Source organism: Streptomyces sp. NPDC038135, assembly GCF_055601245.1.
In genome coordinates, this window is record NZ_JBVJXS010000001.1 from 773,216 (window position 1) to 795,357 (window position 22,142).

At 72.8% G+C, this 22,142-nt stretch carries 19 protein-coding genes and 1 riboswitch; of the genes, 11 read left to right on the forward strand and 8 right to left on the reverse strand.

Annotation, left to right across the window (positions count from 1 at the left end; all coding sequences use genetic code 11):
- Positions 1–204: 204 nt before the first annotated feature.
- The 4 genes from ACZ7JA_RS03650 (at position 205) to ACZ7JA_RS03665 (ending at position 5,784) form a co-directional block, all read left to right on the forward strand.
- Positions 205–1,569: a sensor histidine kinase gene (locus tag ACZ7JA_RS03650; RefSeq protein WP_351667747.1), complete on the forward strand. Its 1,365-nt coding sequence runs from the start codon at positions 205–207 to the stop codon at positions 1,567–1,569.
- Positions 1,570–1,848: 279 nt separating this feature from the next.
- Positions 1,849–2,508: a response regulator transcription factor gene (locus ACZ7JA_RS03655; RefSeq protein ID WP_351667852.1), complete on the forward strand. Its 660-nt coding sequence runs from the start codon at positions 1,849–1,851 to the stop codon at positions 2,506–2,508.
- Positions 2,509–2,801: 293 nt separating this feature from the next.
- Entirely contained in the window at positions 2,802–4,730 is a 1,929-nt protein-coding gene (locus tag ACZ7JA_RS03660; protein WP_351667745.1) for a 2-oxoacid:acceptor oxidoreductase subunit alpha, read from the forward strand.
- Positions 4,723–5,784 (forward strand): 2-oxoacid:ferredoxin oxidoreductase subunit beta, encoded by a 1,062-nt coding sequence (locus ACZ7JA_RS03665; RefSeq protein ID WP_389305341.1) that lies wholly within the window; start codon positions 4,723–4,725, stop codon positions 5,782–5,784. Before ACZ7JA_RS03660 ends, ACZ7JA_RS03665 begins: the two co-directional genes overlap by 8 nt.
- Positions 5,785–5,798: 14 nt before the next feature.
- On the opposite strand, the gene ACZ7JA_RS03670 is transcribed toward ACZ7JA_RS03665, so the two are convergent.
- Positions 5,799–6,209, reverse strand: a complete 411-nt coding sequence (locus ACZ7JA_RS03670; RefSeq protein ID WP_351667742.1) for a winged helix-turn-helix transcriptional regulator — start codon at positions 6,207–6,209, stop codon at positions 5,799–5,801.
- Positions 6,210–6,320: 111 nt separating this feature from the next.
- On the opposite strand from ACZ7JA_RS03670, the gene ACZ7JA_RS03675 reads away from it, so the two are divergent.
- The 3 genes from ACZ7JA_RS03675 to ACZ7JA_RS03685 all read left to right on the forward strand — a co-directional run bounded on the left by ACZ7JA_RS03675 (position 6,321) and on the right by ACZ7JA_RS03685 (position 8,859).
- Positions 6,321–7,175 (forward strand): SDR family oxidoreductase, encoded by an 855-nt coding sequence (locus ACZ7JA_RS03675; RefSeq protein WP_389305338.1) that lies wholly within the window; start codon positions 6,321–6,323, stop codon positions 7,173–7,175.
- A 134-nt stretch (positions 7,176–7,309) separates the two neighbouring features.
- On the forward strand, positions 7,310–8,326 hold the full coding sequence (gene rarD / locus ACZ7JA_RS03680; protein WP_470807022.1) for an EamA family transporter RarD: 1,017 nt from the start codon (positions 7,310–7,312) through the stop codon (positions 8,324–8,326).
- Positions 8,327–8,373: 47 nt separating this feature from the next.
- Positions 8,374–8,859, forward strand: coding sequence for a VOC family protein (locus tag ACZ7JA_RS03685; protein ID WP_450748887.1), 486 nt, complete (start codon positions 8,374–8,376; stop codon positions 8,857–8,859).
- A gap of 28 nt (positions 8,860–8,887) precedes the next feature.
- On the opposite strand, the gene ACZ7JA_RS03690 is transcribed toward ACZ7JA_RS03685, so the two are convergent.
- Positions 8,888–10,165: a tetratricopeptide repeat protein gene (locus ACZ7JA_RS03690; RefSeq protein ID WP_470807023.1), complete on the reverse strand. Its 1,278-nt coding sequence runs from the start codon at positions 10,163–10,165 to the stop codon at positions 8,888–8,890.
- A 228-nt stretch (positions 10,166–10,393) separates the two neighbouring features.
- Here ACZ7JA_RS03690 and ACZ7JA_RS03695 point away from each other — a divergent pair, with 228 nt between their 5' ends.
- Positions 10,394–10,981, forward strand: a complete 588-nt coding sequence (locus tag ACZ7JA_RS03695) for a flavodoxin family protein (RefSeq protein ID WP_470807024.1) — start codon at positions 10,394–10,396, stop codon at positions 10,979–10,981.
- A 6-nt stretch (positions 10,982–10,987) separates the two neighbouring features.
- Here the strand turns inward: ACZ7JA_RS03695 and ACZ7JA_RS03700 are convergent, their stop codons facing one another.
- The 4 genes from ACZ7JA_RS03700 to ACZ7JA_RS03715 all read right to left on the reverse strand — a co-directional run bounded on the left by ACZ7JA_RS03700 (position 10,988) and on the right by ACZ7JA_RS03715 (position 15,342).
- On the reverse strand, positions 10,988–11,869 hold the full coding sequence (locus ACZ7JA_RS03700) for an ABC transporter permease (protein ID WP_470807026.1): 882 nt from the start codon (positions 11,867–11,869) through the stop codon (positions 10,988–10,990).
- Positions 11,856–12,830 (reverse strand): ABC transporter ATP-binding protein, encoded by a 975-nt coding sequence (locus ACZ7JA_RS03705; protein WP_351667729.1) that lies wholly within the window; start codon positions 12,828–12,830, stop codon positions 11,856–11,858. The genes ACZ7JA_RS03700 and ACZ7JA_RS03705 overlap by 14 nt, the downstream gene beginning before the upstream one ends.
- Before the next feature lie 51 nt (positions 12,831–12,881).
- The gene (locus tag ACZ7JA_RS03710) at positions 12,882–14,087 is read right to left on the reverse strand and encodes a LolA family protein (protein ID WP_389305325.1); all 1,206 of its coding nucleotides are present in this window, start codon (positions 14,085–14,087) and stop codon (positions 12,882–12,884) included.
- Between the two features lie 244 nt (positions 14,088–14,331).
- Positions 14,332–15,342, reverse strand: a complete 1,011-nt coding sequence (locus tag ACZ7JA_RS03715; RefSeq protein WP_393441512.1) for a polyprenyl synthetase family protein — start codon at positions 15,340–15,342, stop codon at positions 14,332–14,334.
- Between the two features lie 533 nt (positions 15,343–15,875).
- Positions 15,876–16,060: riboswitch (cyclic di-AMP (ydaO/yuaA leader) on the forward strand.
- 3 nt (positions 16,061–16,063) lie between these two features.
- Here ACZ7JA_RS03715 and ACZ7JA_RS03720 point away from each other — a divergent pair.
- On the forward strand, positions 16,064–16,549 hold the full coding sequence (locus tag ACZ7JA_RS03720; RefSeq protein ID WP_351667724.1) for a transglycosylase SLT domain-containing protein: 486 nt from the start codon (positions 16,064–16,066) through the stop codon (positions 16,547–16,549).
- A gap of 62 nt (positions 16,550–16,611) precedes the next feature.
- Here ACZ7JA_RS03720 and ACZ7JA_RS03725 read toward each other — a convergent pair whose 3' ends face one another.
- Positions 16,612–17,424 carry an HAD family hydrolase gene (locus ACZ7JA_RS03725; protein ID WP_470807028.1) on the reverse strand — a complete coding sequence of 271 codons (813 nt, stop codon included), beginning with the start codon at positions 17,422–17,424 and terminating at the stop codon, positions 16,612–16,614.
- A 251-nt stretch (positions 17,425–17,675) separates the two neighbouring features.
- On the opposite strand from ACZ7JA_RS03725, the gene fahA reads away from it, so the two are divergent.
- Together fahA and ACZ7JA_RS03735 are read left to right on the forward strand one after the other, a co-directional pair.
- On the forward strand, positions 17,676–18,893 hold the full coding sequence (gene fahA, locus ACZ7JA_RS03730; protein ID WP_351667720.1) for a fumarylacetoacetase: 1,218 nt from the start codon (positions 17,676–17,678) through the stop codon (positions 18,891–18,893).
- A 208-nt stretch (positions 18,894–19,101) separates the two neighbouring features.
- Positions 19,102–20,040, forward strand: a complete 939-nt coding sequence (locus ACZ7JA_RS03735; protein ID WP_468889925.1) for a M56 family metallopeptidase — start codon at positions 19,102–19,104, stop codon at positions 20,038–20,040.
- 34 nt (positions 20,041–20,074) lie between these two features.
- On the opposite strand, the gene recQ is transcribed toward ACZ7JA_RS03735, so the two are convergent.
- The gene (gene recQ / locus ACZ7JA_RS03740; RefSeq protein ID WP_470807029.1) at positions 20,075–22,099 is read right to left on the reverse strand and encodes a DNA helicase RecQ; all 2,025 of its coding nucleotides are present in this window, start codon (positions 22,097–22,099) and stop codon (positions 20,075–20,077) included.
- Between the last annotated feature and the right edge of the window lie 43 nt (positions 22,100–22,142).

Sequence of the window (22,142 nt, forward strand, 5' to 3'; positions counted from 1 at the left end):
GCGGGGCGCGCCACCCCGCCGGCGCCCCGCACCCGCACCATCCCGCCGCCGCTCCCCCCGCCGGGTCCCGGTCCGTCCGGGTGGGGTGGGGAAAACCCCCGGTTCGAGACGCCGACGGCCTCCATGGTTCCGGGGGCCGCGGCCCGCCACGCTGGTCACACGGTCGCAGCAGCGCCGCCACGACGAGGAGAACGGACGACACCGATGGCCACGGAGTACGGACAGGGGTACGGGCGGGGACACGGGCACCCCGCCGGATCCGGCTTCCCCGCCCACGACGGGGAGCGGCGCCACCGGCTGCCCGCCGCCCTGCGGGCGCCCGTCGAGGCACGGAGCCTGCGCGAGTTCGGCTATGTGCTGCTGAGCCTGCCGATCGCGATCGTGCTGTTCTGCTGGGCGGTCACCATGGTGTCGCTCGGCGCGGGTCTGCTCGTCACCTTCCTGGGGGTCCCGGTGCTGGCGGCGGCGCTCGCCGGCTGCCGCGGCTTCGGCGTGCTGGAGCGCACGCGCGCGCGTGCCCTGCTGCACCTGGAGGTGGCCGACCCGGAACCGCTGCGGACGGCCAAGCCGGGGGTGTTCGCCTGGATGGGCGCGGTGCTGAGGAGCGGCGCGTCCTGGCGTCATCTGCTGTACGCGCTGCTGCAGTTCCCGTGGGCGGTGTTCTCGTTCGTCGTGGGGGTGAACTTCTGGACGGTCGGCTGGGCGCTGCTGACGTATCCGCTGTGGTTCTGGGTGCTCCCGATGTACGCGGGACAGGGCGGTCTGCAGCTCTACGGCGACGCGCACCACAGCGTCTACCTCGACAACCCGTTCGAGATCACCGTGACGTCGCTGGTGGGTCTGGTGTTCACCCTGGCCACGCCCTGGATCGTGCGCGGGCTCGTGACGGTGGACGGGCTGCTGGTGCGCGGCCTGCTGGGGCCGTCGCGGCTGTCGGCGCGGGTCGTGGAGCTGGAGTCGGACCGCGGGGTCGTGGTCGACACGGCGGCCGCCGACCTGCGCCGCATCGAGCGGGACCTGCACGACGGGGCGCAGGCCCGGCTGGTCGGCCTCGCCATGGATCTGGGGCTGGCGAAGGAGAAGCTGCGGGAGGACCCCCAGGAGGCGGCCCGGATGGTGGCGGACGCGCACGGTGAGGTGAAGACGGCCCTGCAGGAACTGCGGGACCTGGCGCGCGGCATCCACCCCGCGGTGCTGACCGACCGCGGCCTGGACGCGGCCCTGTCCGCCGTCGCCTCGCGCTGCACGGTCCCGGTGCGGGTGGAGGTCGAGCTGCCGTCCCGGCCCGCCGCCGCCATCGAGGGCATCGCCTACTTCACCGTCTCCGAGCTGCTGCAGAACGTCAGCAAGCACAGCGGTGCCCGGTCCGCCTCGGTCGACGTCTGGCGGTCCGAGGACCGGCTGCTCATCCAGGTGCTGGACGACGGGGTCGGCGGCGCCGACGCCGCCGGGGGCTCGGGCCTGGCCGGGCTGGCCGGCCGCCTGGACGCGGTGGACGGGGTCCTGGTCGTGGAGTCGCCGGCGGGCGGCCCCACCCGGGTGATCGCCGAGCTGCCCTGGCGCGGCTGAGACGCGCCGCCCGCGCGGCCCGGGCCCGCTGGGACGGGACGCCGGTGCGCCGGATCACGCGGGTCGCGCGGCCCGGGCGCGACGGGGCGACGGGGCGACGGGGCGACGGGGCGACGAGGCGACGGGGCGACGGGGCGACGAGGAGCGCGTACGCAGGACTGTTTCCCCCGGTCCCGGGCGCGCCGCCCCGAATGCTGGAATGCTTGACCTTCGTACGAGATGCGCGGGACGCCGTCGGAGGGTCGGGCTGTGGGGGGCCGGGAGATCGTGGAGAACAGGGTGCGAGTGGTCATCGCCGAGGACTCGGTGCTGCTCAGAGAGGGCCTGACCCGGTTGCTGACCGACCGCGGGCACGACGTCGTGGCCGGCGTCGGGGACGCGGAGGCGCTGCTCAAGACCATCGCCGACCTGGACGCCCAAGGTGAGCTGCCCGACGTGGTGGTGGCCGACGTGCGGATGCCGCCGACCCACACCGACGAGGGGGTGCGGGCGGCCGTGCGGCTGCGCAGGACGCACCCGGGGCTCGGCGTGCTGGTGCTGTCGCAGTACGTGGAGGAGCGGTACGCCACCGAACTGCTCGCCGGGTCCAGCCGGGGCGTGGGCTATCTGCTCAAGGACCGGGTCGCCGAGGTGCGGGAGTTCGTGGACGCGGTGGTGCGGGTCGCCGGGGGCGGTACCGCGCTGGACCCCGAGGTGGTCGCGCAGCTGCTCGGGCGCAGCCGCAAGCAGGACGTGCTGGCGGGGCTCACCCCGCGCGAGCGCGAGGTGCTGGGGCTGATGGCGGAGGGCAGGACGAACTCGGCGGTGGCCCGGCAGCTCGTGGTCAGCGACGGCGCCGTGGAGAAGCACGTCAGCAACATCTTCCTGAAGCTCGGCCTGTCCCCGAGCGACGGCGACCACCGGCGTGTTCTGGCCGTTCTGACCTATCTGAACTCGTGATGGACCGACACTCGTCAGCAGGGTGTCAGTCCGTACGGCTTCTGTGGGGACGGGTACCCGGGTGGCGGAAGGCGGAGGAAGGAACCTGAAAGGCGCACAGGCACGGCGAGCCGGTGGACCGTAGCTTGGGCGGCGCGAGGAACCATGAGAATCCAGTGCGACGGGCCGTCCCGGAGCGCCGTCCATCATGCGGATGGCCGCCGGAGGGCGACCCCGAGCGACGTAGGGTTGATTCTGGGACGGTCCGTGGGACGACCATCCCCGGACAGCCGCCTCGAAGGAGGTCCAGTTCAGTGACCAGCCAGGTCAGCAGCCCAGCGGAGCAGGCCGACGCGGCCGTCGTGGGAGAGCAGCGCAAACCGGGCGGAGCGAAGGACGTGCGGCGCCTGGACCGGGTGATCATCCGGTTCGCGGGGGACTCGGGTGACGGCATGCAGCTCACCGGCGACCGCTTCACCTCGGAGACCGCGTCCTTCGGCAACGACCTCTCCACCCTCCCCAACTTCCCCGCCGAGATCCGCGCCCCCGCGGGCACCCTGCCCGGTGTCTCCTCCTTCCAGCTCCACTTCGCCGACCACGACATCCTCACCCCGGGCGACGCGCCGAACGTGCTGGTCGCGATGAACCCGGCGGCCCTGAAGGCCAACATCGGCGATTTGCCGCGCGGCGCCGAGATCATCGTCAACACGGACGAGTTCACCAAGCGCGCCCTGCAGAAGGTCGGCTACGCCGCCTCCCCGCTGGAGGACGGCTCGCTCGACGGCTACCACCTGCACCCCGTGCCGCTGACGACCCTCACGGTCGAGGCGCTCAAGGAGTTCGACCTCTCCCGCAAGGAGGCCGAGCGCAGCAAGAACATGTTCGCCCTGGGCCTGCTGTCCTGGATGTACCACCGGCCGACCGAGGGCACCGAGAAGTTCCTGAACAGCAAGTTCGCCAAGAAGCCGGACATCGCGGCCGCGAACATCGCCGCCTTCCGGGCGGGCTGGAACTTCGGCGAGACGACCGAGGACTTCGCGGTCTCCTACGAGGTCGCGCCGGCCGCCAAGGCCTTCCCGGTCGGCACCTACCGCAACATCTCCGGGAACCTGGCCCTGGCGTACGGCCTGGTCGCCGCCTCCCAGCAGGCGGATCTGCCGCTGTTCCTGGGCTCGTACCCGATCACCCCGGCCTCGGACATCCTGCACGAGCTGAGCAGGCACAAGAACTTCGGTGTCCGGACGTTCCAGGCGGAGGACGAGATCGCGGGCATCGGCGCGGCGCTGGGGGCGGCCTTCGGCGGCTCGCTGGCGGTGACGACCACGTCCGGTCCCGGTGTCGCCCTGAAGAGCGAGACGATCGGTCTCGCGGTGTCGCTGGAACTGCCGCTGCTGGTGATCGACATCCAGCGCGGCGGCCCGTCGACGGGCCTGCCGACCAAGACCGAGCAGGCGGACCTGCTGCAGGCGATGTACGGCCGCAACGGCGAGGCCCCGGTTCCGGTGGTCGCCCCGAAGACCCCCGCGGACTGCTTCGACGCGGCTCTGGAGGCGGCCCGGATCGCGCTCACCTACCGCACCCCGGTCATCCTGCTCTCCGACGGCTACCTCGCCAACGGCTCCGAGCCCTGGCGCATCCCGGACCTGGACGAGCTGCCCGACCTGCGGGTCCGGTTCGCCACCGGCCCGAACCACACCTTGGACGACGGCACCGAGGTGTTCTGGCCGTACAAGCGCGACCCGCAGACCCTCGCCCGGCCGTGGGCGATCCCGGGCACGCCGGGTCTCGAGCACCGCATCGGCGGCATCGAGAAGCAGGACGGCACGGGCAACATCTCCTACGACCCGGCCAACCACGACTTCATGGTGCGCACCCGCCAGGCCAAGATCGACGGCATCGACGTCCCGGACATCGAGGCCGACGACCCGGACGGCGCGCGCACCCTGGTCCTCGGCTGGGGTTCCACCTACGGGCCCATCACGGCCGCGGTGCGCAGACTGCGCGCCGCGGGCGAGGCCGTCGCGCAGGTCCACCTGCGCCACCTCAACCCCTTCCCGCGCAACCTGGGCGAGGTGCTCGAACGGTACGACAAGGTGGTGATCCCCGAGATGAACCTCGGTCAGCTCGCCACGCTGATCCGGGCGAGGTATCTGGTCGACGCCCGTTCGTACAACCAGGTCAACGGCATGCCGTTCAAGGCGGAACAGCTCGCCGCCGCGCTGAAGGAGGCCATCGATGACTGACGCCACCAACGGGCTGCTGCAGCTGGTGCCCAAGGCCGAGGCGAAGCAGTCGATGAAGGACTTCAAGTCCGACCAGGAGGTGCGCTGGTGCCCGGGCTGCGGTGACTACGCGATCCTGGCCGCGGTCCAGGGCTTCATGCCCGAGCTGGGGCTGGCCAGGGAGAACATCGTCTTCGTCTCCGGCATCGGATGCTCCTCCCGCTTCCCGTACTACATGAACACCTACGGGATGCACTCCATCCACGGCCGCGCCCCCGCGATCGCCACCGGCCTCGCCGCCTCCCGCCGGGACCTGAGCGTGTGGGTGGTCACCGGTGACGGCGACGCCCTCTCCATCGGCGGCAACCACCTCATCCACGCCCTGCGCCGCAACGTCAACCTGAAGATCCTGCTGTTCAACAACCGGATCTACGGCCTGACCAAGGGGCAGTACAGCCCGACCTCGGAGATCGGCAAGATCACCAAGTCGACGCCGATGGGCTCGCTGGACGCGCCGTTCAACCCGGTCTCCCTGGCGATCGGCGCGGAGGCGTCCTTCGTCGCCCGGACCATCGACTCCGACCGCAAGCACCTCACCGAGGTGCTGCGCGCGGCCGCCGACCACCCGGGCACGGCGCTGATCGAGATCTACCAGAACTGCAACATCTTCAACGACGGCGCCTTCGACGCCCTGAAGGACCGGCAGCGGGCCGAGGAGGCGCTGATCCGCCTCGAGCACGGGCAGCCGATCCGCTTCGGGGCCGACGGGGCGCGCGGGGTCGTGCGCGACCGGGAGACCGGCGATCTGAAGGTGGTGACGGTGACCTCGGAGAACGAGGCGGACGTCCTGGTGCACGACGCGCACTCCGCGTCCCCCACCACCGCCTTCGCCCTGTCCCGGCTCGCCGACCCGGACACCCTGCACCACACCCCGATCGGCGTGTTCCGCTCGGTCGAGCGGCCGGTCTACGACACCGAGATGGCCGACCAGCTCGACTCGGCGATCGAGCAGCACGGCAAGGGCGACCTGGCCGCCCTGCTGGCCGGCGGGGACACCTGGACCGTCGTCGGCTGACGGCGGAAAGACCCCTACGAGGCCCGGGACCTGGCTTCCCGGGCCTCGTCGTATGCCAGCCGGGCCCGCTCCACCTCGTCCATGTGCTCGTGCGTCCACCCGGCGAGGGACCGCACCTGCCGCGCCGCCGCCTGTCCGAGGTCGGTGAGCGAGTAGTCCACGCGGGGCGGGATCACCGGTTTGGCGTCCCGGTGCACCAGGCCGTCGCGCTCCAGGGTCTGCAGGGTCTGGGTCAGCATCTTCTCGCTGACCCCCGGGCCGCTGTACTTGCCGACGGCCCGGCGCAGCTCGCTGAAGCGGTACGGCCGCTCCAGCAGCTCGATCAGCACGAGGACGCCCCAGCGGCTGGTGAGGTGCTCCAGCACGAGGCGGTACGGGCACTGGGCCTCCGCTGCCGCTGCGCTCGCCTTGTCACTTACTGCCATGCCAGTACCTTACTTCAAAGTGGGTACTTTCGCTGAGTTAGCGCCACCCCTAGGGTTAGCGACAGAGACACGGAGTCACCGACGGAAGCACCCACAGGGAGAGCGCACATCATGAGCATCGTCGTCACCGGAGCCACCGGACACCTCGGCCGCCACGTCGTGGAGCAGCTGCTGGACAAGGTCCCCGCCGCGGAGATCACCGCCGTCGTGCGCGACGAGGCGAAGGCCGCCGGCCTCGCCGCCCGCGGAGTCCGGCTCGCCGTGGCCGACTACAACGCACCCGAGACCTTCGACGGCCTGTTCCGGGCCGGCGACAAGGTCCTGCTGATCTCCGGCAACGAGTTCGACAAGGGCCGGGCCGGGCAGCACCAGGTCGTCATCGACGCCGCCAAGGCCGCCGGCGTCGCGCTGCTGGCGTACACCAGCGCCCCGGGCACCCTCACGGCCGCGCTCGCCGACGACCACCGCGCCACCGAGGCGGCACTGCTCGCCTCCGGCCTGCCCTACAGCCTGCTGCGCAACGGCTGGTACCACGAGAACTACACCGAGAACCTGGCCCCGGTGCTGGAGCACGGCGCCGTCGTCCAGGCCGCCGGCGACGGCCGGGTCTCCTCGGCCTCCCGCGCCGACTACGCGGCCGCCGCGGTCGCGGTGCTGACCGGCGAGGGCCACGAGAACTCGACGTACGAGCTGGGCGGCGACGAGGCGTGGAGCTTCGCCGAGTACGCGGCCGAGCTGAGCCGGCAGACCGGCCGGGAGATCGCCTACACCCCGGTCCCGGTCGAGACGCTGGAGTCCATCCTGACCGGCGCCGGGCTGCCCGGGCCGCTGGCCGCGGTGCTGGCCGGCGTGGACGCGTCGATCGAGAAGGGCGAACTGGTCGTCTCCACCGGCGACCTCTCCCGCCTGGCGGGCCGCCCGGCCACCCCGCTGGCCGACGCCGTCGCCGCCGCGCTCAAGGGCTGAGCCGGCCGCACAGAGCCCCGCGCGAACCGACGGCCCGCCTGTCATGACCGTATGGCGATACGGACATGACAGACGGGCCCGGTCGGCGCTACCTTCTTCCTCGCACACATGGCTGAGGCGAGAAGGAGGGGCCCATGGCCGGGACGTCCAGAGGCGAGCACCGGACAGGCCTGGTGAACGGCTTCGCCGCGTACGGGATGTGGGGCCTGGTCCCGCTGTTCTGGCCGCTGCTGAAGCCCGCCGGAGCCATGGAGATCCTGGCCCACCGCATGGCGTGGTCCCTCGTCTTCGTCGGTGCCGCCCTGCTCTTCGTACGGCGCTGGGCCTGGGCCGGCGAACTGCTGCGCCAGCCGCGGCGGCTGGCGCTCGTGGTGGTGGCGGCGGCCGTCATCACCGTCAACTGGGGCGTCTACATATGGGCCGTGAACTCCGGCCATGTGGTCGAGGCGTCCCTCGGCTACTTCATCAACCCGCTGGTGACCATCGCGATGGGCGTGCTGCTCCTCAAGGAGCGGCTGCGGCGCGCGCAGTGGGCCGCGGTCGGGGTCGGCTTCGCCGCCGTCGTCGTGCTGACCGTCGGCTACGGCCGCCCGCCGTGGATCTCCCTCTGCCTGGCGTTCTCGTTCGCCACCTACGGGCTGGTGAAGAAGAAGGTCGGCCTCGGCGGCGTCGAGTCGCTGGCCGCCGAGACCACGGTCCAGTTCGTGCCCGCGGTCGGCTACCTGATCTGGCTCGGCGCGCACGGCGGGTCCACCTTCGCCGGTGAGGGCGCCGGACACTCCCTGCTGCTCGCCTCGACCGGTGTCGTGACCGCGCTGCCGCTGGTCTGCTTCGGCGCGGCGGCGATCCGGGTGCCGCTGTCCACGCTGGGACTGCTGCAGTACCTGGCCCCGGTCTTCCAGTTCCTGCTCGGCATCCTCTACTTCCACGAGGCGATGCCGCCGGAGCGCTGGGCCGGATTCGCGCTGGTGTGGCTGGCGCTGGGCCTGCTCACCTGGGACGCCCTGCACGCCGTGCGGAAGCCCCGGGTGGTCGCCGTGTCGCCGCTCGTCGAGGCAGCCGAGTCCCCTCAGGCAGCCGAGCCCGCTCAGGCAGCCGGGCCCGCTCAGGCAGCCGAGCCCGCTCAGGCGGACGTCCGCCGCGTCGGCTGACGCCGATCGCCGGTGCGGGGCGCCGCGGGCCGCTATAAGTGGTGAGCATGTCCACAGACACGCCCGCATCCCCATCCGCACCGCCCCCGCTGCACTGGAAGCTCGTCATCGACGCGGCGGACCCGCACGCGCAGGCCGACTTCTGGGCCGCCGCGCTGCACTACGAGGCCGAGGACAACAGCGCGCTCGTCGAACGGCTGCTGTCCTACGGCGCGCTGACCGGCGAGGCCACCGTCGAGTACCACGGCCGGCCCGCCTTCCGGGACCTGATCGCCGTACGGCACCCCGAGGACCCCTACGACCCGGACACCGGCATCGGGCAGGGCCGGCGGCTGCTCTTCCAGCGCGTCCCGGAGGCGAAGACGGTCAAGAACCGCCTGCACATCGACGTCCATCCCGGTGACGGGCGCCGCGCGGAGGAGGTGGCCCGGCTGGAGACCCTGGGCGCGCGCGTGCTGCGCGAGGTGAAGGATCCCGCAGGCGAGTGGACGCTGATGGCCGACCCGGAGGACAACGAGTTCTGCGTCGCGTAGCCGGCGCCGGCCCCGCGGCGCCGGCCGGCTACGCGCGCGCCGCCCCGGCCGCGCGGGCGGTCAGGCGGACCATGCGCGAGCGCGCCGACTCCAGCGGCTCCGGGTCGCCGGCCGCGGGTCCGGGCTCCGTGGTGAGGTCCGTCCACAGGCCGAGGAGGTCGCGGCCCAGCCGCAGCCCCTCCTCGGGGTCGCGCACCGCGCGCCAGGCGGTGGCCGCGCTGCGCACGTTGCCGTAGGCGGCCTCCGCGTCGCACGCCTGCCGGCGCAGCCGGGCGAGGTCCAGGGAGAGGTGGAAGGAGCGCACCGGGTCGCCCGCCAGGTAGGCGATGTAAGCGGTCAGTTCGCCCAGGTGCAGCACCTCGGGGTGGCGGGGGCCCAGTACCGCGGAGGCCTCGGCGACCGTGCGGTCGGCGAGCTGCGCCGCCGCCTCGATACGGCCGTCCCGGACGGCCTCGTTGATCCGCGCCATCGGCTCGGTGAGCAGTTCGGCGCCCTCCGCGGTCTCCGTCACGGGGGTGTCCCCGAGCACCTCTTCCGCCACGGCGTCGAAGCCGCGGGCGGGCGTGGGGGTCGCGGACGCGGCCAGGGCGGGCTCGGGGTCGTGCAGGGGCGCGTCGGGGGCGGGCGCGGGGGCCACGGAGGTCACCCGGACGGGGGATTCCTGAGGACGCCATGCGAGCACCGGGGCGACCGGCTCGGGGCTCGGCGCGGGTGCGGAGGCGACGGGCTCGGGGCTCTGTGCGGGCGCCGGGGGCATGATCCGGGGTCCGTACGCGGGTACGGGACCCTGCGTCCGGACGCCGTCGGCGGTCCTCGCACCGGGCACGGCGTCCATGACCGGCGGCGGCCCGAACCGCCCCGCCGGCGCCGGACCGGCGACCACCGCGACGGGGCCCGCCACCGCCGCACCGGACGCCACCGCACCCGGTCCGTCGGACCCCGCACCCGGTCCGTCGGACCCCGCCCCCGGTCCGTCGGACCCCGCCCCCGGTCCGTCGGACCCCGCCCCCGGGTCGACCCGTACCGGGTCTCCCGCCACCCTGCTGGAGCCGTCCGCCGAGACCTCCAGGGGGACCACGCAGCCGGCGCGGTCGTCGTGGATCGTGGCGCGTATCGGGGCGCCGAGGCTGATGGCGAGGCGCTGGAGGTGGTTCAGCACGGCCTGCTGGATCTCCTCGCCCGGCCCCGCCACGACCGCCGTCCCGCCCACCGAGGCACTGCCCGTGCCCGACACCCGGACGGCCACCGCCGCCGGGTGTGCCACGGGCTGCTGTGCCCGCTTCTTCTCGAAGCTGAGTCGAGACATCGGTTTCCTCACTCCCCCGGCGCCGATCCGGTCCGTACGCGTCCTGCCGACCAGTGTGTCCGGTCGGCCCGGCCGCCCGCGTCACCACGACGTCACAGCCTCGCACCAGCCGCAGCCCGGAGGCCGGAGACCGGTGTCGCGGCAAGGCTCTTGAAAGAGAGTGCTTGCGTGTGCATAAAATGCACACGCCTTTATTCGCGGTCCGACATCAACCACTACGGGGGACCCATGAGTCGCCGCTTCCTCTTCGTCCTGGGCAGTGCCCGGCCCGACGGCAACACCGAGCTGCTGGCCCGCGCGGCCGCCGAACAGCTCCCCGCCGACGTCGAGCAGCACTGGATCCGCCTCATCGACCACCCGCTGCCCGACTTCACGGACCTGCGGCACGACACCGACCACGTACGGCCGCCCGCCGACAGCCCGGCCGGTCTGCTGCTGGACGCCACGCTCGCGGCCACGGACCTGGTGATCGCCTCACCGCTGTACTGGTACTCGGTCTCCGGCCAGACCAAGCGGTACCTGGACCACTGGTCGGGCTGGCTGCGCACTCCGGGCATCGACTTCAAGGCGACGATGGCCGGACGCACCCTGTGGGGCGTCTCGGCCCGGGCGGACCGGGAGCCGTCGGTCGCCGACCCGCTCGTCGGCACGCTCCGCAACTCGGCCGCCTACCTGGGGATGCGCTTCGGCGGTGTGCTGCTCGGCAGCGGCAGCGCGCCCGGGGACATGGCGGGGGACGCCGACGCGCTCACGCGCGCGAAGTCGTTCTTCGCGCGGGAGGCGCCGCTCGCCCGCTTCCCGTACCAGGAGGCCTGAGCCGGCCTAGACGCTGATGTCCTTCGTCGTGAACCGCGCCCAGGCCGCCGAGCCGAACACGGCCGCGTACAGCGCCTGGAGCCCGAGGTTCCGCACCAGGTCGTCCCAGTACACGGGGTCGCGCATCAGGTCGGCGAAGGACAGCCAGTAGTGGGAGAAGAAGTACGGCCGCAGCGCGTGCAACTGGGGTATCTGGTCGAGGATCTGCACGGTGATGAGCAGGCCCACGGTGGTCGCCATCGCCGCGATGCCGCTGTTGGTCAGGGTGGACACGAACAGTCCGAGCGCCGCGACGCCGACCAGTGAGGCGGCGACGACCAGCGCGATCAGCAGCGCCCGGCCGAGGCCCTCGGTGAAGGTGATGCTCGTGCCGGAGATGGTCGTGAGGTCGCCGAGCGGGAACAGCAGCCCGCCGACGGCCAGCGCGGACACGGCCACGACCAGGGTGGCGAGCAGGCAGAAGGCCATGACGGTCGCGTACTTGACGAGCAGCAGGCGGGTGCGGCCGGCCGGGGCGACCAGCAGATAGCGCAGGGTGCCGGCGCCGGCCTCACCGGCGATCGAGTCGCCCGCGACCACGCCGACCGCCATCGGTAGGAAGAAGGGCAGGGTCGCGGCCAGCGCCGTGAACACCAGGAACAGGCCGTTGTTGGTGATCTGGGCCATGAACGCCGGCCCGCCGCTGCCGCCGTCCGCCCCCGGGCCGCCCCGCGTCTCGATCCGCACCGCGATCCCGACCAGCACCGGCACCGCCGCCAGCACCGCGAGCAGCGCGAGCGTGCGCCAGCGGCGCAGGGTGGTGACCAGTTCGCTGCGCAGCAGTCCGAACGTCCACAGCGGGCCCGGCCGGCGCCCGGCCGGCGCCCCGACCGCCTCAGCCCGCGACATCGAAGCCCTCCCCGGTCAGTGCCACGAACGCGTCCTCCAGGGAGGCCCGTTCGAGGGTGAAGCCCCGCACCCGGACGCCCGCGGCGACCAGGGCCGCGTTCAGCTCCGCGAGGTCCCGCTCGGGCGGCTCCCCGGTCACCCGGTCACCGTCGGCGACGACGTCCGCGACGCCCTGCTCCTTCAGCACCCGGGCCGCCTCGGCCGGGTCCGGGGTGCTCACCGCCAGCCGGCCGCGCGCCCCGGCGGCCAGGTCGGCGACGGCGCCCTGGGTGATCAGCCGGCCCCGCGCCATCACCGCCGCGTGCGTGCACACCTGCTCGATCTCGTCGAGGAGGTGGGAGGACAGGAACACGGTCGTGCCGTCGGACGCCAGTTCCTTCACCAGGGCGCGGATCTCCCGCATGCCCTGCGGGTCGAGCCCGTTGGTGGGCTCGTCCAGCACGAGCAGTCCGCGCGGCTGGAGCAGGGCGGAGGCCAGGCCCAGGCGCTGCTTCATGCCGAGCGAGTACGCCCTCGCCTTCTTGCCCGCCGCGGCCGTCAGGCCCACCCGGTCCAGGGCGGCCGCGACGCGGGCGCGCCGGGTGCGCGGATCGGCGGTCGGGTCGGCGGCGTCGTAGCGAAGCAGGTTGTCCCGGCCGGAGAGGAAGCCGTACAGGGCCGGGCCCTCGATCAGGGCGCCGACCCGGGGCAGGACGGCGCGGGCGGACCGGGGCATGGGCCGGCCCAGGACGCGGGCCGTACCCGAGGTCGGCTCGATCAGGCCCATCAGCATGCGGATGGTGGTGGTCTTGCCGGAGCCGTTCGGGCCGAGGAAGCCGAAGACGCTGCCCGCCGGGACGGTCAGGTCGAGACCGTCGACGGCGAGCTGTCCGCCGCGGTAGCGCTTGGTGAGGCCGCGCGTGGCGATGACGTGCTCCGGCGCGTCCTCCCGGTCACGCCCCGCGGCGGACGGTTCGTCCATCGGCTCCCCCTCGGTCTCCCTGTCCGCTGCCCGCACGTGCCCCGGGAAGGATCACTTCCCCGTGTTCGCCGCCTTCACCAGGGCGTCCTTGGTCACCGCACCGGCGTACACCTTGCCGTCGTCGGTGATCAGGGCGTTGACCAGGCGGGTGGAGAACACCGTGCCCTTGCCGAACTCGCCGGAGACCTGGTCGCCGAGCGAGCCGAGGAAGCCGCCGAGCGCACCGCCCTGGTCGCCGGACGGCGCGCCGCCCTTGCCGCCGGTGTCGAAGGTGGCGACCGACGTCCAGCCCTTGCCGAGCACGGTGGCGCCGTTCAGGCCCTTGGCGAGGTGCTCGCCGCCCTGGGGGGCGTGCTCCGGCGCCCGGCCCTTGCCGCTTTCCTTCCCCTCGGTGACCTTCGCGCCCTTGGGCGGGGTGAAGTCGAAGGTGGAGGCGGCCGGCTTGCCGAAGGAGACCTGGGTGAAGCCCGCGTCGAGCACGGCGGCGCCGCCGCTCCTCGGGGTGAGCGTGAACTTCAGCGGCATGCCGGTCTTCGCGTCCACGGCGATGCTGACGGCGCCGACCGTGGTGCCGGACTGCCTGGGCTTGATCAGCAGCTTGTAGGCGTCGCGTCCGGCGACCTGCGCGGTGCCGTCGACGGTCACGGACGTGGTGTCGTCGACCGCCTTCAGGGCCTCGTCGGCGAAGTTCTTCGGCGTGGCCGGCGGCTGCTCGGCCCGGTGCCGCCCACCGGACTCGGCGGCGGCCGAGTGGTAGACCTCGTTGCTCTTGCTGTCGTAGCCCCAGACGTCCTTGCCGTCGTGGACGACGCTGTACTCGGAGCCGCTCTCCAGCAGCGACAGCTTCTGCCGGTCCGGCCCGTCGGCGGCCACGCGCAGCGTGTGGGTGCCGGAGACCAGCTCGGTCAGCTTGGACTGCGGGTCCGCGGAGGAGCCGTCGCCGCCGCCCGCCGCCCCGGACATCAGGCCGCTCTCCAGACCGCCGAGGTCAGGCAGGCCGAGGTCGGTGCTGACCTTCACCGTGCCGGAGAGCTGCTGCACGTCCGACTTGGCGATCTTGTCGATGAGCTGCTGTGCGGTGATCTTCGGCAGGTCGGGGTCACCGGAGTCGGCGAGCGCCGGGACCAGCCCGATCGTGGCCGCCGCGACCCCCACCACCGCGACCGGGACCACGTACCGGGCGGCCTTGCGGCGTCCGGTGGGCAGGTCCTCGTCGCGCTCGGCGCCCGTTGCGTCGTCGGATTCGTACGGTGCCATCTGTGCCTTACCTCCGTCGTCGGCGGCGGCTGCCCCACACTGGTCCACCTGAGCCGCCATTCTCACCCGAATCGGTGAGGAGTGGTGATTTCCGTGGTTTCCATATGACCAAATCGGCCGTGAGGAAGCGTCAGACCATGGCACCAACTCCGTGTACGCCTGGGGTATGACACCGGAGGGCGGCGCCTCCCCCGACCCGTAGGGGTCACGCGGGAGATACCGCCCTCGGCCGGCGTCAGGGGCCTCAGCCGGCCCGGTGCACCACCGCGTCGCACAGTTCGAGCAGCGCCGCCTTGGAGTCGCACTCCGGCAGCGGGGCCAGCGCGGCGCGCGCCTCCTCGGCGTAGCGCACGGTGTCGCGGCGCGCCTGCTCCAGCGCGGGGTGCGCGCGCAGCGCGGTCAGCGCCTCCTCGAGCCGGGCGTCGTCCCCGAGGTCGGAGTCGAGCAGCTCGCACAGCGCGACGTCCTCGGGCAGGCCCAGCCGGGCGGCGCGCTCGCGCAACCGGAGCACGGGCAGCGTCGGGATGCCCTCGCGCAGGTCGGTCCCCGGGGTCTTGCCGGACTCGTGCGAGTCGGAGGCGATGTCCAGGACGTCGTCGGCGAGCTGGAAGGCGACCCCGAGCCGCTCGCCGTACTGGGTGAGCACGTCGACGACCGTCTCGTCGGCGCCGGACATCATCGCGCCGAACCGGCAGGAGACCGCCACCAGGGAGCCGGTCTTGCCGCCCAGCACGTCCAGGTAGTGGTCGACCGGGTCGCGGCCGTCCGAGGGGCCCGCGGTCTCCAGGATCTGCCCGGTGACCAGCCGCTCGAACGCGAGGGCCTGGACCCGGACCGCCTCGGGTCCGAGGTCGGCGAGGATCTGGGAGGCGCGGGCGAAGAGGAAGTCACCGGTCAGGACGGCGACGGAGTTGCCCCAGCGCGTGTTGGCGCTGTCCACCCCGCGCCGCACGGACGCCTCGTCCATGACGTCGTCGTGGTACAGCGTGGCCAGGTGGGTCAGCTCCACGACCACGGCCGACGGCACCACACCGGGGGCGTACGGGTCCCCGAACTGCGCCGCGAGCATCACGAGGAGCGGCCGGAACCGCTTCCCGCCGGCCCGGACGAGGTGCTGCGCGGCCTCCGTGATGAACGGGACCTCGCTCTTGGTGGCCTCGAGCAAGCCTTCCTCGACAGCCGTCAATCCGGCCTGGACATCGGCTTCCAGAGCCTGGTCCCGCACGCTCAGCCCGAACGGCCCGACGACGGTCACGAGGGGTCTCCTGTCTGCTGGTGTCTGCTGGCGATTACGCGGTTTGTCGATAGGTCGCTGCCCTCACTCAAGTCAGCGTATCCGGTCCTGTTTCGATCACCGAGGGCGGCCACCGGTCCGGCACGGACGGCATCGGACCATGATCGGCGCAGTGCCGACCACCCGATAATACGGACATTAGGCGCATTAATACGCCTTTCGTGACGCGCAGGAAATCGGCCACAAGGCATCCCGCGGAGCGTTCCCCACTCGCCTGCCCTCGAGCCCAAATCCCCCATGTCTGATTTGGAATACTTTGCTATTTCGTGAATTGGGTCACGCGCCCCGGCCGGCCCGCCACGCCCGGCCACCACCCGTTTTTCCGCGCCACATCAGCGAGTTGAGCATTGGCAGTCGCAAAGGATCAAGTACCCAAAACGGAACAGAACAAGGTCAACTTGGTCTTTACGTGAATCCGACACTTGTTCCGGACATGTGCTCTCGCATACGTTCCCGGCCAGTCGAGCGGAACGCCGAATCCTGCCGCCGCCCGGCACCACCCATCGACGAACTCATTCGTACGGCAGGAGCGGGGGACCCAGGTAAGTTCGCCGGACCGGACGACACGTGTCGTCACCGGAACGGCAAGGGGTGAAGCCGTGCCGCCTCGGGCGGCACGGCCGGGCACCTCCCCGCCCGAACCCGACAGCTCACCTCGCAGGCGACGGAGAGGAACTTGGCCATGCCTGCAGCCGCTCAGCCCCGCCGCGTCCGCACGAACCGCCTCGCCCGCAAGCTCGCGGTCCTCGGCACCGGCGCCGCCGTGCTCGCCCTTCCGGTCGTCGGCGCCACCAGCGCCTTCGCGGCCGACTCCGCCGGCTCGGCCGGCACCACCCTCGCCGGGTACCCGAACAACCTCGACGGCTGGATCCGCGAGTCCCTCGCGATCATGGCGGAGAAGCACATCCCGGGCACCTACAACGGCATCCACCGCAACATCATGCGCGAGTCCTCGGGCAACCCGCGCGCCATCAACCTGTGGGACTCCAACGCGGCCAAGGGCATCCCGTCCAAGGGCCTGCTCCAGGTGATCGACCCGACCTTCAACACCTACCACGTGGCCGGAACGGCGTTCGACCCCTACGACCCGGTCGCGAACATCACCGCCGCCTGCAACTACGCGGCCGCCCGCTACGGGTCGATCGACAACGTCAACGGCGCCTACTGACCGGCACCGCGGCGCGGCGCCACCTGACCGGCGCCCGCCGCGGGCCGCTGCCCGCGTCCCGGTCAGCCGGCCGGGAACAGTCCTTCGAGGACGACGGCGACGCCGTCGTCCTCGTTCGACGCCGTGACCTCGTCCGCGACCGCCTTGAGTTCGGGGTGGGCGTTCGCCATGGCGACCCCGCGGCCCGCCCAGGCGAACATGGGGATGTCGTTGGGCATGTCGCCGAAGGCCAGGGCCCGTTCGGCGGGGATCCCGAGACGGCCGGCGGCCAGCGCGAGCCCGGTCGCCTTGGTGACGCCGCACGGCTGGAGCTCCACCGTGCCCGGCCCGGACATGGTGACCGTGGCCAGCGACCCCACCGCCGCCCGCGCGGTCGCCGCCAACTCGTCGTCCGACAGCGTGTGATGGCGCAGCAGCACCTTGCTGATGGGCTCGCGCCACAGGTCGTCGCGCCGGTCGACCCGCACCGCGGGCAGGGTCGGGTGGGGCATCAGGTAACCCGGTTCGATCAGCGTGAGGCCGTCCACGCCGTCCTGGTCGACGGCCGCGAAGACCTGCCCCACCTCGGCCTCGATCTTGCCGAGCGCGGTCTCGGCCAGTTCCCGGTCCAGCCGCACCGACCACAGCAGGCGTTCGGTGCCGGCGTCGTAGACCTGCGCCCCCTGCCCGCACACCGCGAGCCCCGTGCAGCCGAGCGCGGCCAGGAGCGGCCGCACCCGGGGGGCCGGCCGGCCCGTCACCACCAGGTGCCGGGCACCGGCCCGCGCCACCCGCTCCAGCGCGGCGAGCGACCGTTCGGAGACGGTGTCGTCACCGCGCAGCAGCGTGCCGTCCAGGTCGGTGGCGATCAGGGCGTATGCGGGAGGTGCGGCCATGATCAGAGAATACGGACCGCACGGCCCGCCGACTCACCAGGTTCCCGCGGGACTTGGGGCCCGCGGGAGGCGTTTCCCGGGTCGGCCGTGGGCCGCAGCCAGGTGCTTCACCGGGCCGGACCGATACCGGCCGTGCCGGGCGGACACCCCCTGTGGCACTGCCCAAGACACCTGTCCCGGCCGTAACGTGTGGCGCGATCACATGGAACGCATCGCCATGCATGGCCCGGATGAGAGTGAGGCAGCACCCCATGCCCCCCTTCGACGTCCCCGAGGGCGACCCCTTCGGCCCGCACAACCTTCCCTACGGTGTGTTCTCACCCTCCGGCAGCACGGAGCGCAGGGTCGGCGTCCGGCTCGGTGACCACGTCCTCGACGCGGGCGCCGCGGCCGCCGCCCTCGGTTCGCCGTACGTGTCCCTGCTCGCGCAGGCCACCCTCAACCCGCTGCTGGCGGCCGGCCGCACAGCGTGGTCGGACGTGCGGCGCGCGCTGACGGCGTGGGTGACGGTTCCCTCGCACCGGTCGACGATCGAGCCGCTGTTCCACCCCCTGTCGTCGGTGACGCTCCACCTGCCCTTCGAGGTCGCGGACTACGTCGACTTCTACGCCTCGGAGAACCACGCCCGGAACGTCGGCCAGATCTTCCGCCCGGACGCGGAGGACTCCCTGACCCCCAACTGGAAGCACCTGCCGATCGGTTACCACGGCCGCTCCGGCACGGTGGTCGTCTCCGGCACGGACGTCGTCCGGCCGTCCGGACAGCGCAAGGGCCCCGGCGACCCGGCACCGGTCTTCGGGCCCTCGGTACGGCTGGACATCGAGGCCGAGGTCGGCTTCGTGGTCGGCGTGCCCTCCGAGCTGGGCACGCCCGTCGCGCTCGGCGACTTCCAGGAGCACGTCTTCGGTCTGTGCCTGCTCAACGACTGGTCGGCGCGGGACATCCAGGCCTGGGAGTACGTCCCGCTCGGCCCCTTCCTCGGCAAGTCCTTCGCCACCTCGGTGTCGGCGTGGATCACTCCGCTGGAGGCGCTGGAGCACGCCCGCGTGACGCCTCCCGAGCGCACCCACCCCCTGCTGCCCTACCTGGACGACACCGCTCCCGGCGTCGAGCCCGGCGGCTACGACCTGCGGATCTCCGTCGCGATCAACGGTCACACGGTGTCCGAGCCGCCGTTCTCCACCATGTACTGGACCGCCGCCCAGCAGCTCGCCCACATGACGGTGAACGGCGCCTCGCTGCGCACCGGCGACCTGTACGGCTCGGGCACGGTGAGCGGCCAGGCGGAGAGCCAGCGCGGCTCGCTGCTCGAGCTGACCTGGAACGGCCGCGACCCCCTCGAACTCCCGGACGGCAAGCGCGCCTTCCTGGAGGACGGGGACGTGGTGACCCTGTCTGCCTGGGCGCCGGGACCGGACGGCGGCCGGGTCGGACTGGGGGAGGTCGGCGGGCGGATCGTGTCGGGCTGAGGCGCCGCCCGGCGGGTGACGGCGGGACCGGCTGTCCGGAAAGGCGGGGCGAGGTCCCCCTGACGGGCGCGATCCCCGCCGGACACCTGACTCGGGCCCCGTGTCCCCGTCATACTGGCGGGGACACGGCATCACCCGACGCGCCTCCGGCACGTCCCCGGCACCACCCGACACCCGCATCTCTCCGACCACGAACCGGAGCCCCGGCATGACGGTCTGCCTGCTCCTGCTGAGCGTCGTCGCCCTGACGGCCGCCGTACCGGCACCGCGCGCGCTGACCCGGGCCGACTGGACCGAACGGGAACCCGTGGTCGCCCTGTGGGTGTGGCAGTGCCTGGTCGCCACCGTCCTGCTGTGCTGCCTGACCGCGCTGGTCCTGGGCGCGGCGGCCGTCTTCCACACCGTCCGCGACCATGTGTTCGCCCCGGCGCCGCCCGCCGTCACGGCCGCGTACGACCTGTCCGCGGCACCGGTGTGGGCCGCGGCCCTCACCCTGCTGCTGGCCTGCGGGGCCGCCTGGACGACGGCGATGCTCGCCCGGGAACTCGCCGAGGTCCGCAGGCGCCGCGGCCAGGCCCGGGCGCACCTGCGGGAACGCGCGCCCGATCTGCCCGCGGGGCTGCCGGCGGCACGCGGGCCGATGCTGGTGCTGGAGGACGAGTACCCGGACGCCTGGTGGATGCCCGGGCACCCGCCGCAGCTCGTCGTCACCACCGGGGCGCTGCGCCGTCTCACCGGCCGGCAGCTCGACGCGGTCCTGACCCATGAGCGCGGCCACGCCCGCGCCCACCACGACTGGCTGCTCCACCTGTCCACCGCGCTGGCCACGGGCTTCCCGGGCGTCCCGCTCTTCGCCCACTTCTGCGACCAGACGCACCGCCTGGTCGAGCTGGCCGCCGACGACACCGCCTCCCGCCGCTGCGGCCACCTCACCACCGCCCTCGCCCTGATCGAGCTGAACCAGCACCGCGGCGTCCTGTCCTGCGCCTCCAGCCACCGGCTGCTCGGCGAGCGCGTGGACCGCCTGCTGGAGCCGCCGCCGCGGCTGCTGCGCCGGCACCGGGCGCTGACCACCACGGTGGCCGCGCTGGTGCCGCTGCTGCCCCTGCTGATCACCTTCGCCCCGGGGCTGACGGCGCTGTCCTGACGGCGCTGTCCCGACGGTCCCGGCGGCCGCTCTCTCACATCCAGTCGTCGGGTTCCGGCTCCTGCGCGTGCTCGGCCCAGTCGTCCTCCTCCGGAGGCTCAGCGGCGGCGGACCGGGCGCCGCCCGTCGCCGGGGCACCGCCCGCCGGAGCGCCGCCCTGGCCGGACCCGGCCAGGGAGTTCAGCACCTCCAGCACGCCCTCGCCGTAGGTCGCCAGCTTCTTCTCGCCGACGCCGCCCACCGTGCCCAGCTCCCGCACCGAGCCGGGCCGGCTGGTGACGATCTCCCGCAGGGTGGCGTCGTGGAAGATGACGTACGCCGGGACGCCCTGCTCCCGGGCCTGCTCGGCGCGCCAGGCCCGCAGGGCCTCGAAGGCGGGGACGAGTTCGTCCGGCAGCTCGGCCGCGGCGGCCTTGGCCTTGCGCTCGCCCCGGGAGGAACCCGCGCGCGAGGCGGCCGGCCTCTTCGGCTCCTTGCGCAGCGGCACGTCCCGCTCGCGGCGCAGCACGGACCCGCTCGCCTCGGTGAGCACGAGCGTGCCGTACTCCCCTTCCACCGCGAGCAGTCCCTGGGCGAGGAGCTGCCGGATGACGCCCCGCCATTCGCCGTCGCCGAGGTCCTCGCCGATGCCGAAGACGGAGAGCTGGTCGTGGTCGAACTGGATGACCTTGCCGGTTCTCTTGCCGAGCAGGATGTCCACGATCTGCACGGCGCCGAACTTCTGCCCGCGCTCCCGCTGCAGCCGCACCACCGTGGAGAGCACCTTCTGCGCGGCCACCGTGCCGTCCCAGGTCTCCGGCGGGGTGAGGCAGGTGTCGCAGTTCCCGCATCCCGCTTCGGCGGGCTCCTGCCCGAAGTAGGCCAGGAGCTGGCCGCGCCGGCACTGGGCGGTCTCGCACAGGGCGAGCATCGCGTCGAGGTGGGCGGCGGCCCGGCGGCGGAACGCCTCGTCGCCCTCGCCGGACTGGATCAGCTTGCGCTGCTGGATGACGTCGTTGAGGCCGTAGGCCATCCAGGCGGTGGAGGGCAGTCCGTCACGGCCCGCGCGCCCCGTCTCCTGGTAGTAGCCCTCGACGGACTTGGGCAGGTCGAGGTGGGCGACGAAGCGCACGTCCGGCTTGTCGATGCCCATGCCGAAGGCGATGGTGGCGACCACGACCAGGCCCTCCTCACGCAGGAACCGGGACTGGTGGGCCGCGCGCGTGCCCGCGTCCAGGCCCGCGTGGTACGGGACCGCCTCGATGCCGTTGGCGCTCAGGAACTCGGCGGTGCGCTCGACCGAGTTGCGGGAGAGGCAGTAGACGATGCCGGCGTCGCCGGGGTGCTCCTCCCGCAGGAAGGCGAGGAGCTGCTTCCTGGGGTCGGCCTTGGACACGATCCGGTACTGGATGTTGGGCCGGTCGAAGCTGGCCACGAAGTGGCGGGCCTCCGGCATGCCCAGCCGCTGGGTGATCTCCTGGTGCGTGGCGTGGGTGGCCGTGGCGGTGAGGGCGATCCGCGGGACGTCCGGCCAGCGCTCGCCGAGCAGGGACAGGGACAGGTAGTCGGGGCGGAAGTCGTGGCCCCACTGCGAGACGCAGTGCGCCTCGTCGATCGCGAAGACCGAGATCTTGCCGCGGGAGAGCAGGTCGAGCGTGGCCGCCACGCGCAGCCGCTCCGGGGCCAGGTACAGCAGGTCCAGCTCGCCCGCGAGGAACTCGGCCTCGACCACGCGCCGCTCGTCGAAGTCCTGGGTGGAGTTGATGAAGCCCGCGCGCACGCCGAGCGCGCGCAGGGCGTCCACCTGGTCCTGCATCAGCGCGATCAGTGGCGACACGACCACGCCCGTACCCGGTCTGACCAGGGACGGGATCTGGTAGCACAGCGACTTGCCGCCGCCGGTCGGCATGAGCACGACGGCGTCGCCGCCCGCGACCACATGCTCGATGACCGCTTCCTGCTCGCCCCGGAAGGCCTCGTACCCGAAGACCCGGTGCAGTGTGGCCAGCGCCTCGCTGTCGGCCGTGCCCGGCCCCTCGGTCATGTGTGGCATCTCCCTGATCCCGCCCGTCGCGCCCATCGCCTGGTCCGTGTCCTGTCCCCCGTGCGCGGTCCTTCGACCA

Coding starts and splice junctions, on each gene's coding strand:
- ACZ7JA_RS03675 (WP_389305338.1), top strand. CDS start 6,321: ATGAGCATCGTCGTCACCGGAGCCACCGGACACCTCGGCCGCCACGTC.
- rarD (WP_470807022.1), top strand. CDS start 7,310: ATGGCCGGGACGTCCAGAGGCGAGCACCGGACAGGCCTGGTGAACGGC.
- ACZ7JA_RS03695 (WP_470807024.1), top strand. CDS start 10,394: ATGAGTCGCCGCTTCCTCTTCGTCCTGGGCAGTGCCCGGCCCGACGGC.
- ACZ7JA_RS03710 (WP_389305325.1), bottom strand. CDS start 14,087: ATGGCACCGTACGAATCCGACGACGCAACGGGCGCCGAGCGCGACGAG.
- ACZ7JA_RS03685 (WP_450748887.1), top strand. CDS start 8,374: ATGTCCACAGACACGCCCGCATCCCCATCCGCACCGCCCCCGCTGCAC.
- ACZ7JA_RS03670 (WP_351667742.1), bottom strand. CDS start 6,209: ATGGCAGTAAGTGACAAGGCGAGCGCAGCGGCAGCGGAGGCCCAGTGC.
- ACZ7JA_RS03650 (WP_351667747.1), top strand. CDS start 205: ATGGCCACGGAGTACGGACAGGGGTACGGGCGGGGACACGGGCACCCC.
- recQ (WP_470807029.1), bottom strand. CDS start 22,099: ATGGGCGCGACGGGCGGGATCAGGGAGATGCCACACATGACCGAGGGG.
- ACZ7JA_RS03690 (WP_470807023.1), bottom strand. CDS start 10,165: ATGTCTCGACTCAGCTTCGAGAAGAAGCGGGCACAGCAGCCCGTGGCA.
- ACZ7JA_RS03665 (WP_389305341.1), top strand. CDS start 4,723: ATGACTGACGCCACCAACGGGCTGCTGCAGCTGGTGCCCAAGGCCGAG.
- fahA (WP_351667720.1), top strand. CDS start 17,676: ATGCCCCCCTTCGACGTCCCCGAGGGCGACCCCTTCGGCCCGCACAAC.
- ACZ7JA_RS03725 (WP_470807028.1), bottom strand. CDS start 17,424: ATGGCCGCACCTCCCGCATACGCCCTGATCGCCACCGACCTGGACGGC.
- ACZ7JA_RS03700 (WP_470807026.1), bottom strand. CDS start 11,869: ATGTCGCGGGCTGAGGCGGTCGGGGCGCCGGCCGGGCGCCGGCCGGGC.
- ACZ7JA_RS03705 (WP_351667729.1), bottom strand. CDS start 12,830: ATGGACGAACCGTCCGCCGCGGGGCGTGACCGGGAGGACGCGCCGGAG.
- ACZ7JA_RS03720 (WP_351667724.1), top strand. CDS start 16,064: ATGCCTGCAGCCGCTCAGCCCCGCCGCGTCCGCACGAACCGCCTCGCC.
- ACZ7JA_RS03735 (WP_468889925.1), top strand. CDS start 19,102: ATGACGGTCTGCCTGCTCCTGCTGAGCGTCGTCGCCCTGACGGCCGCC.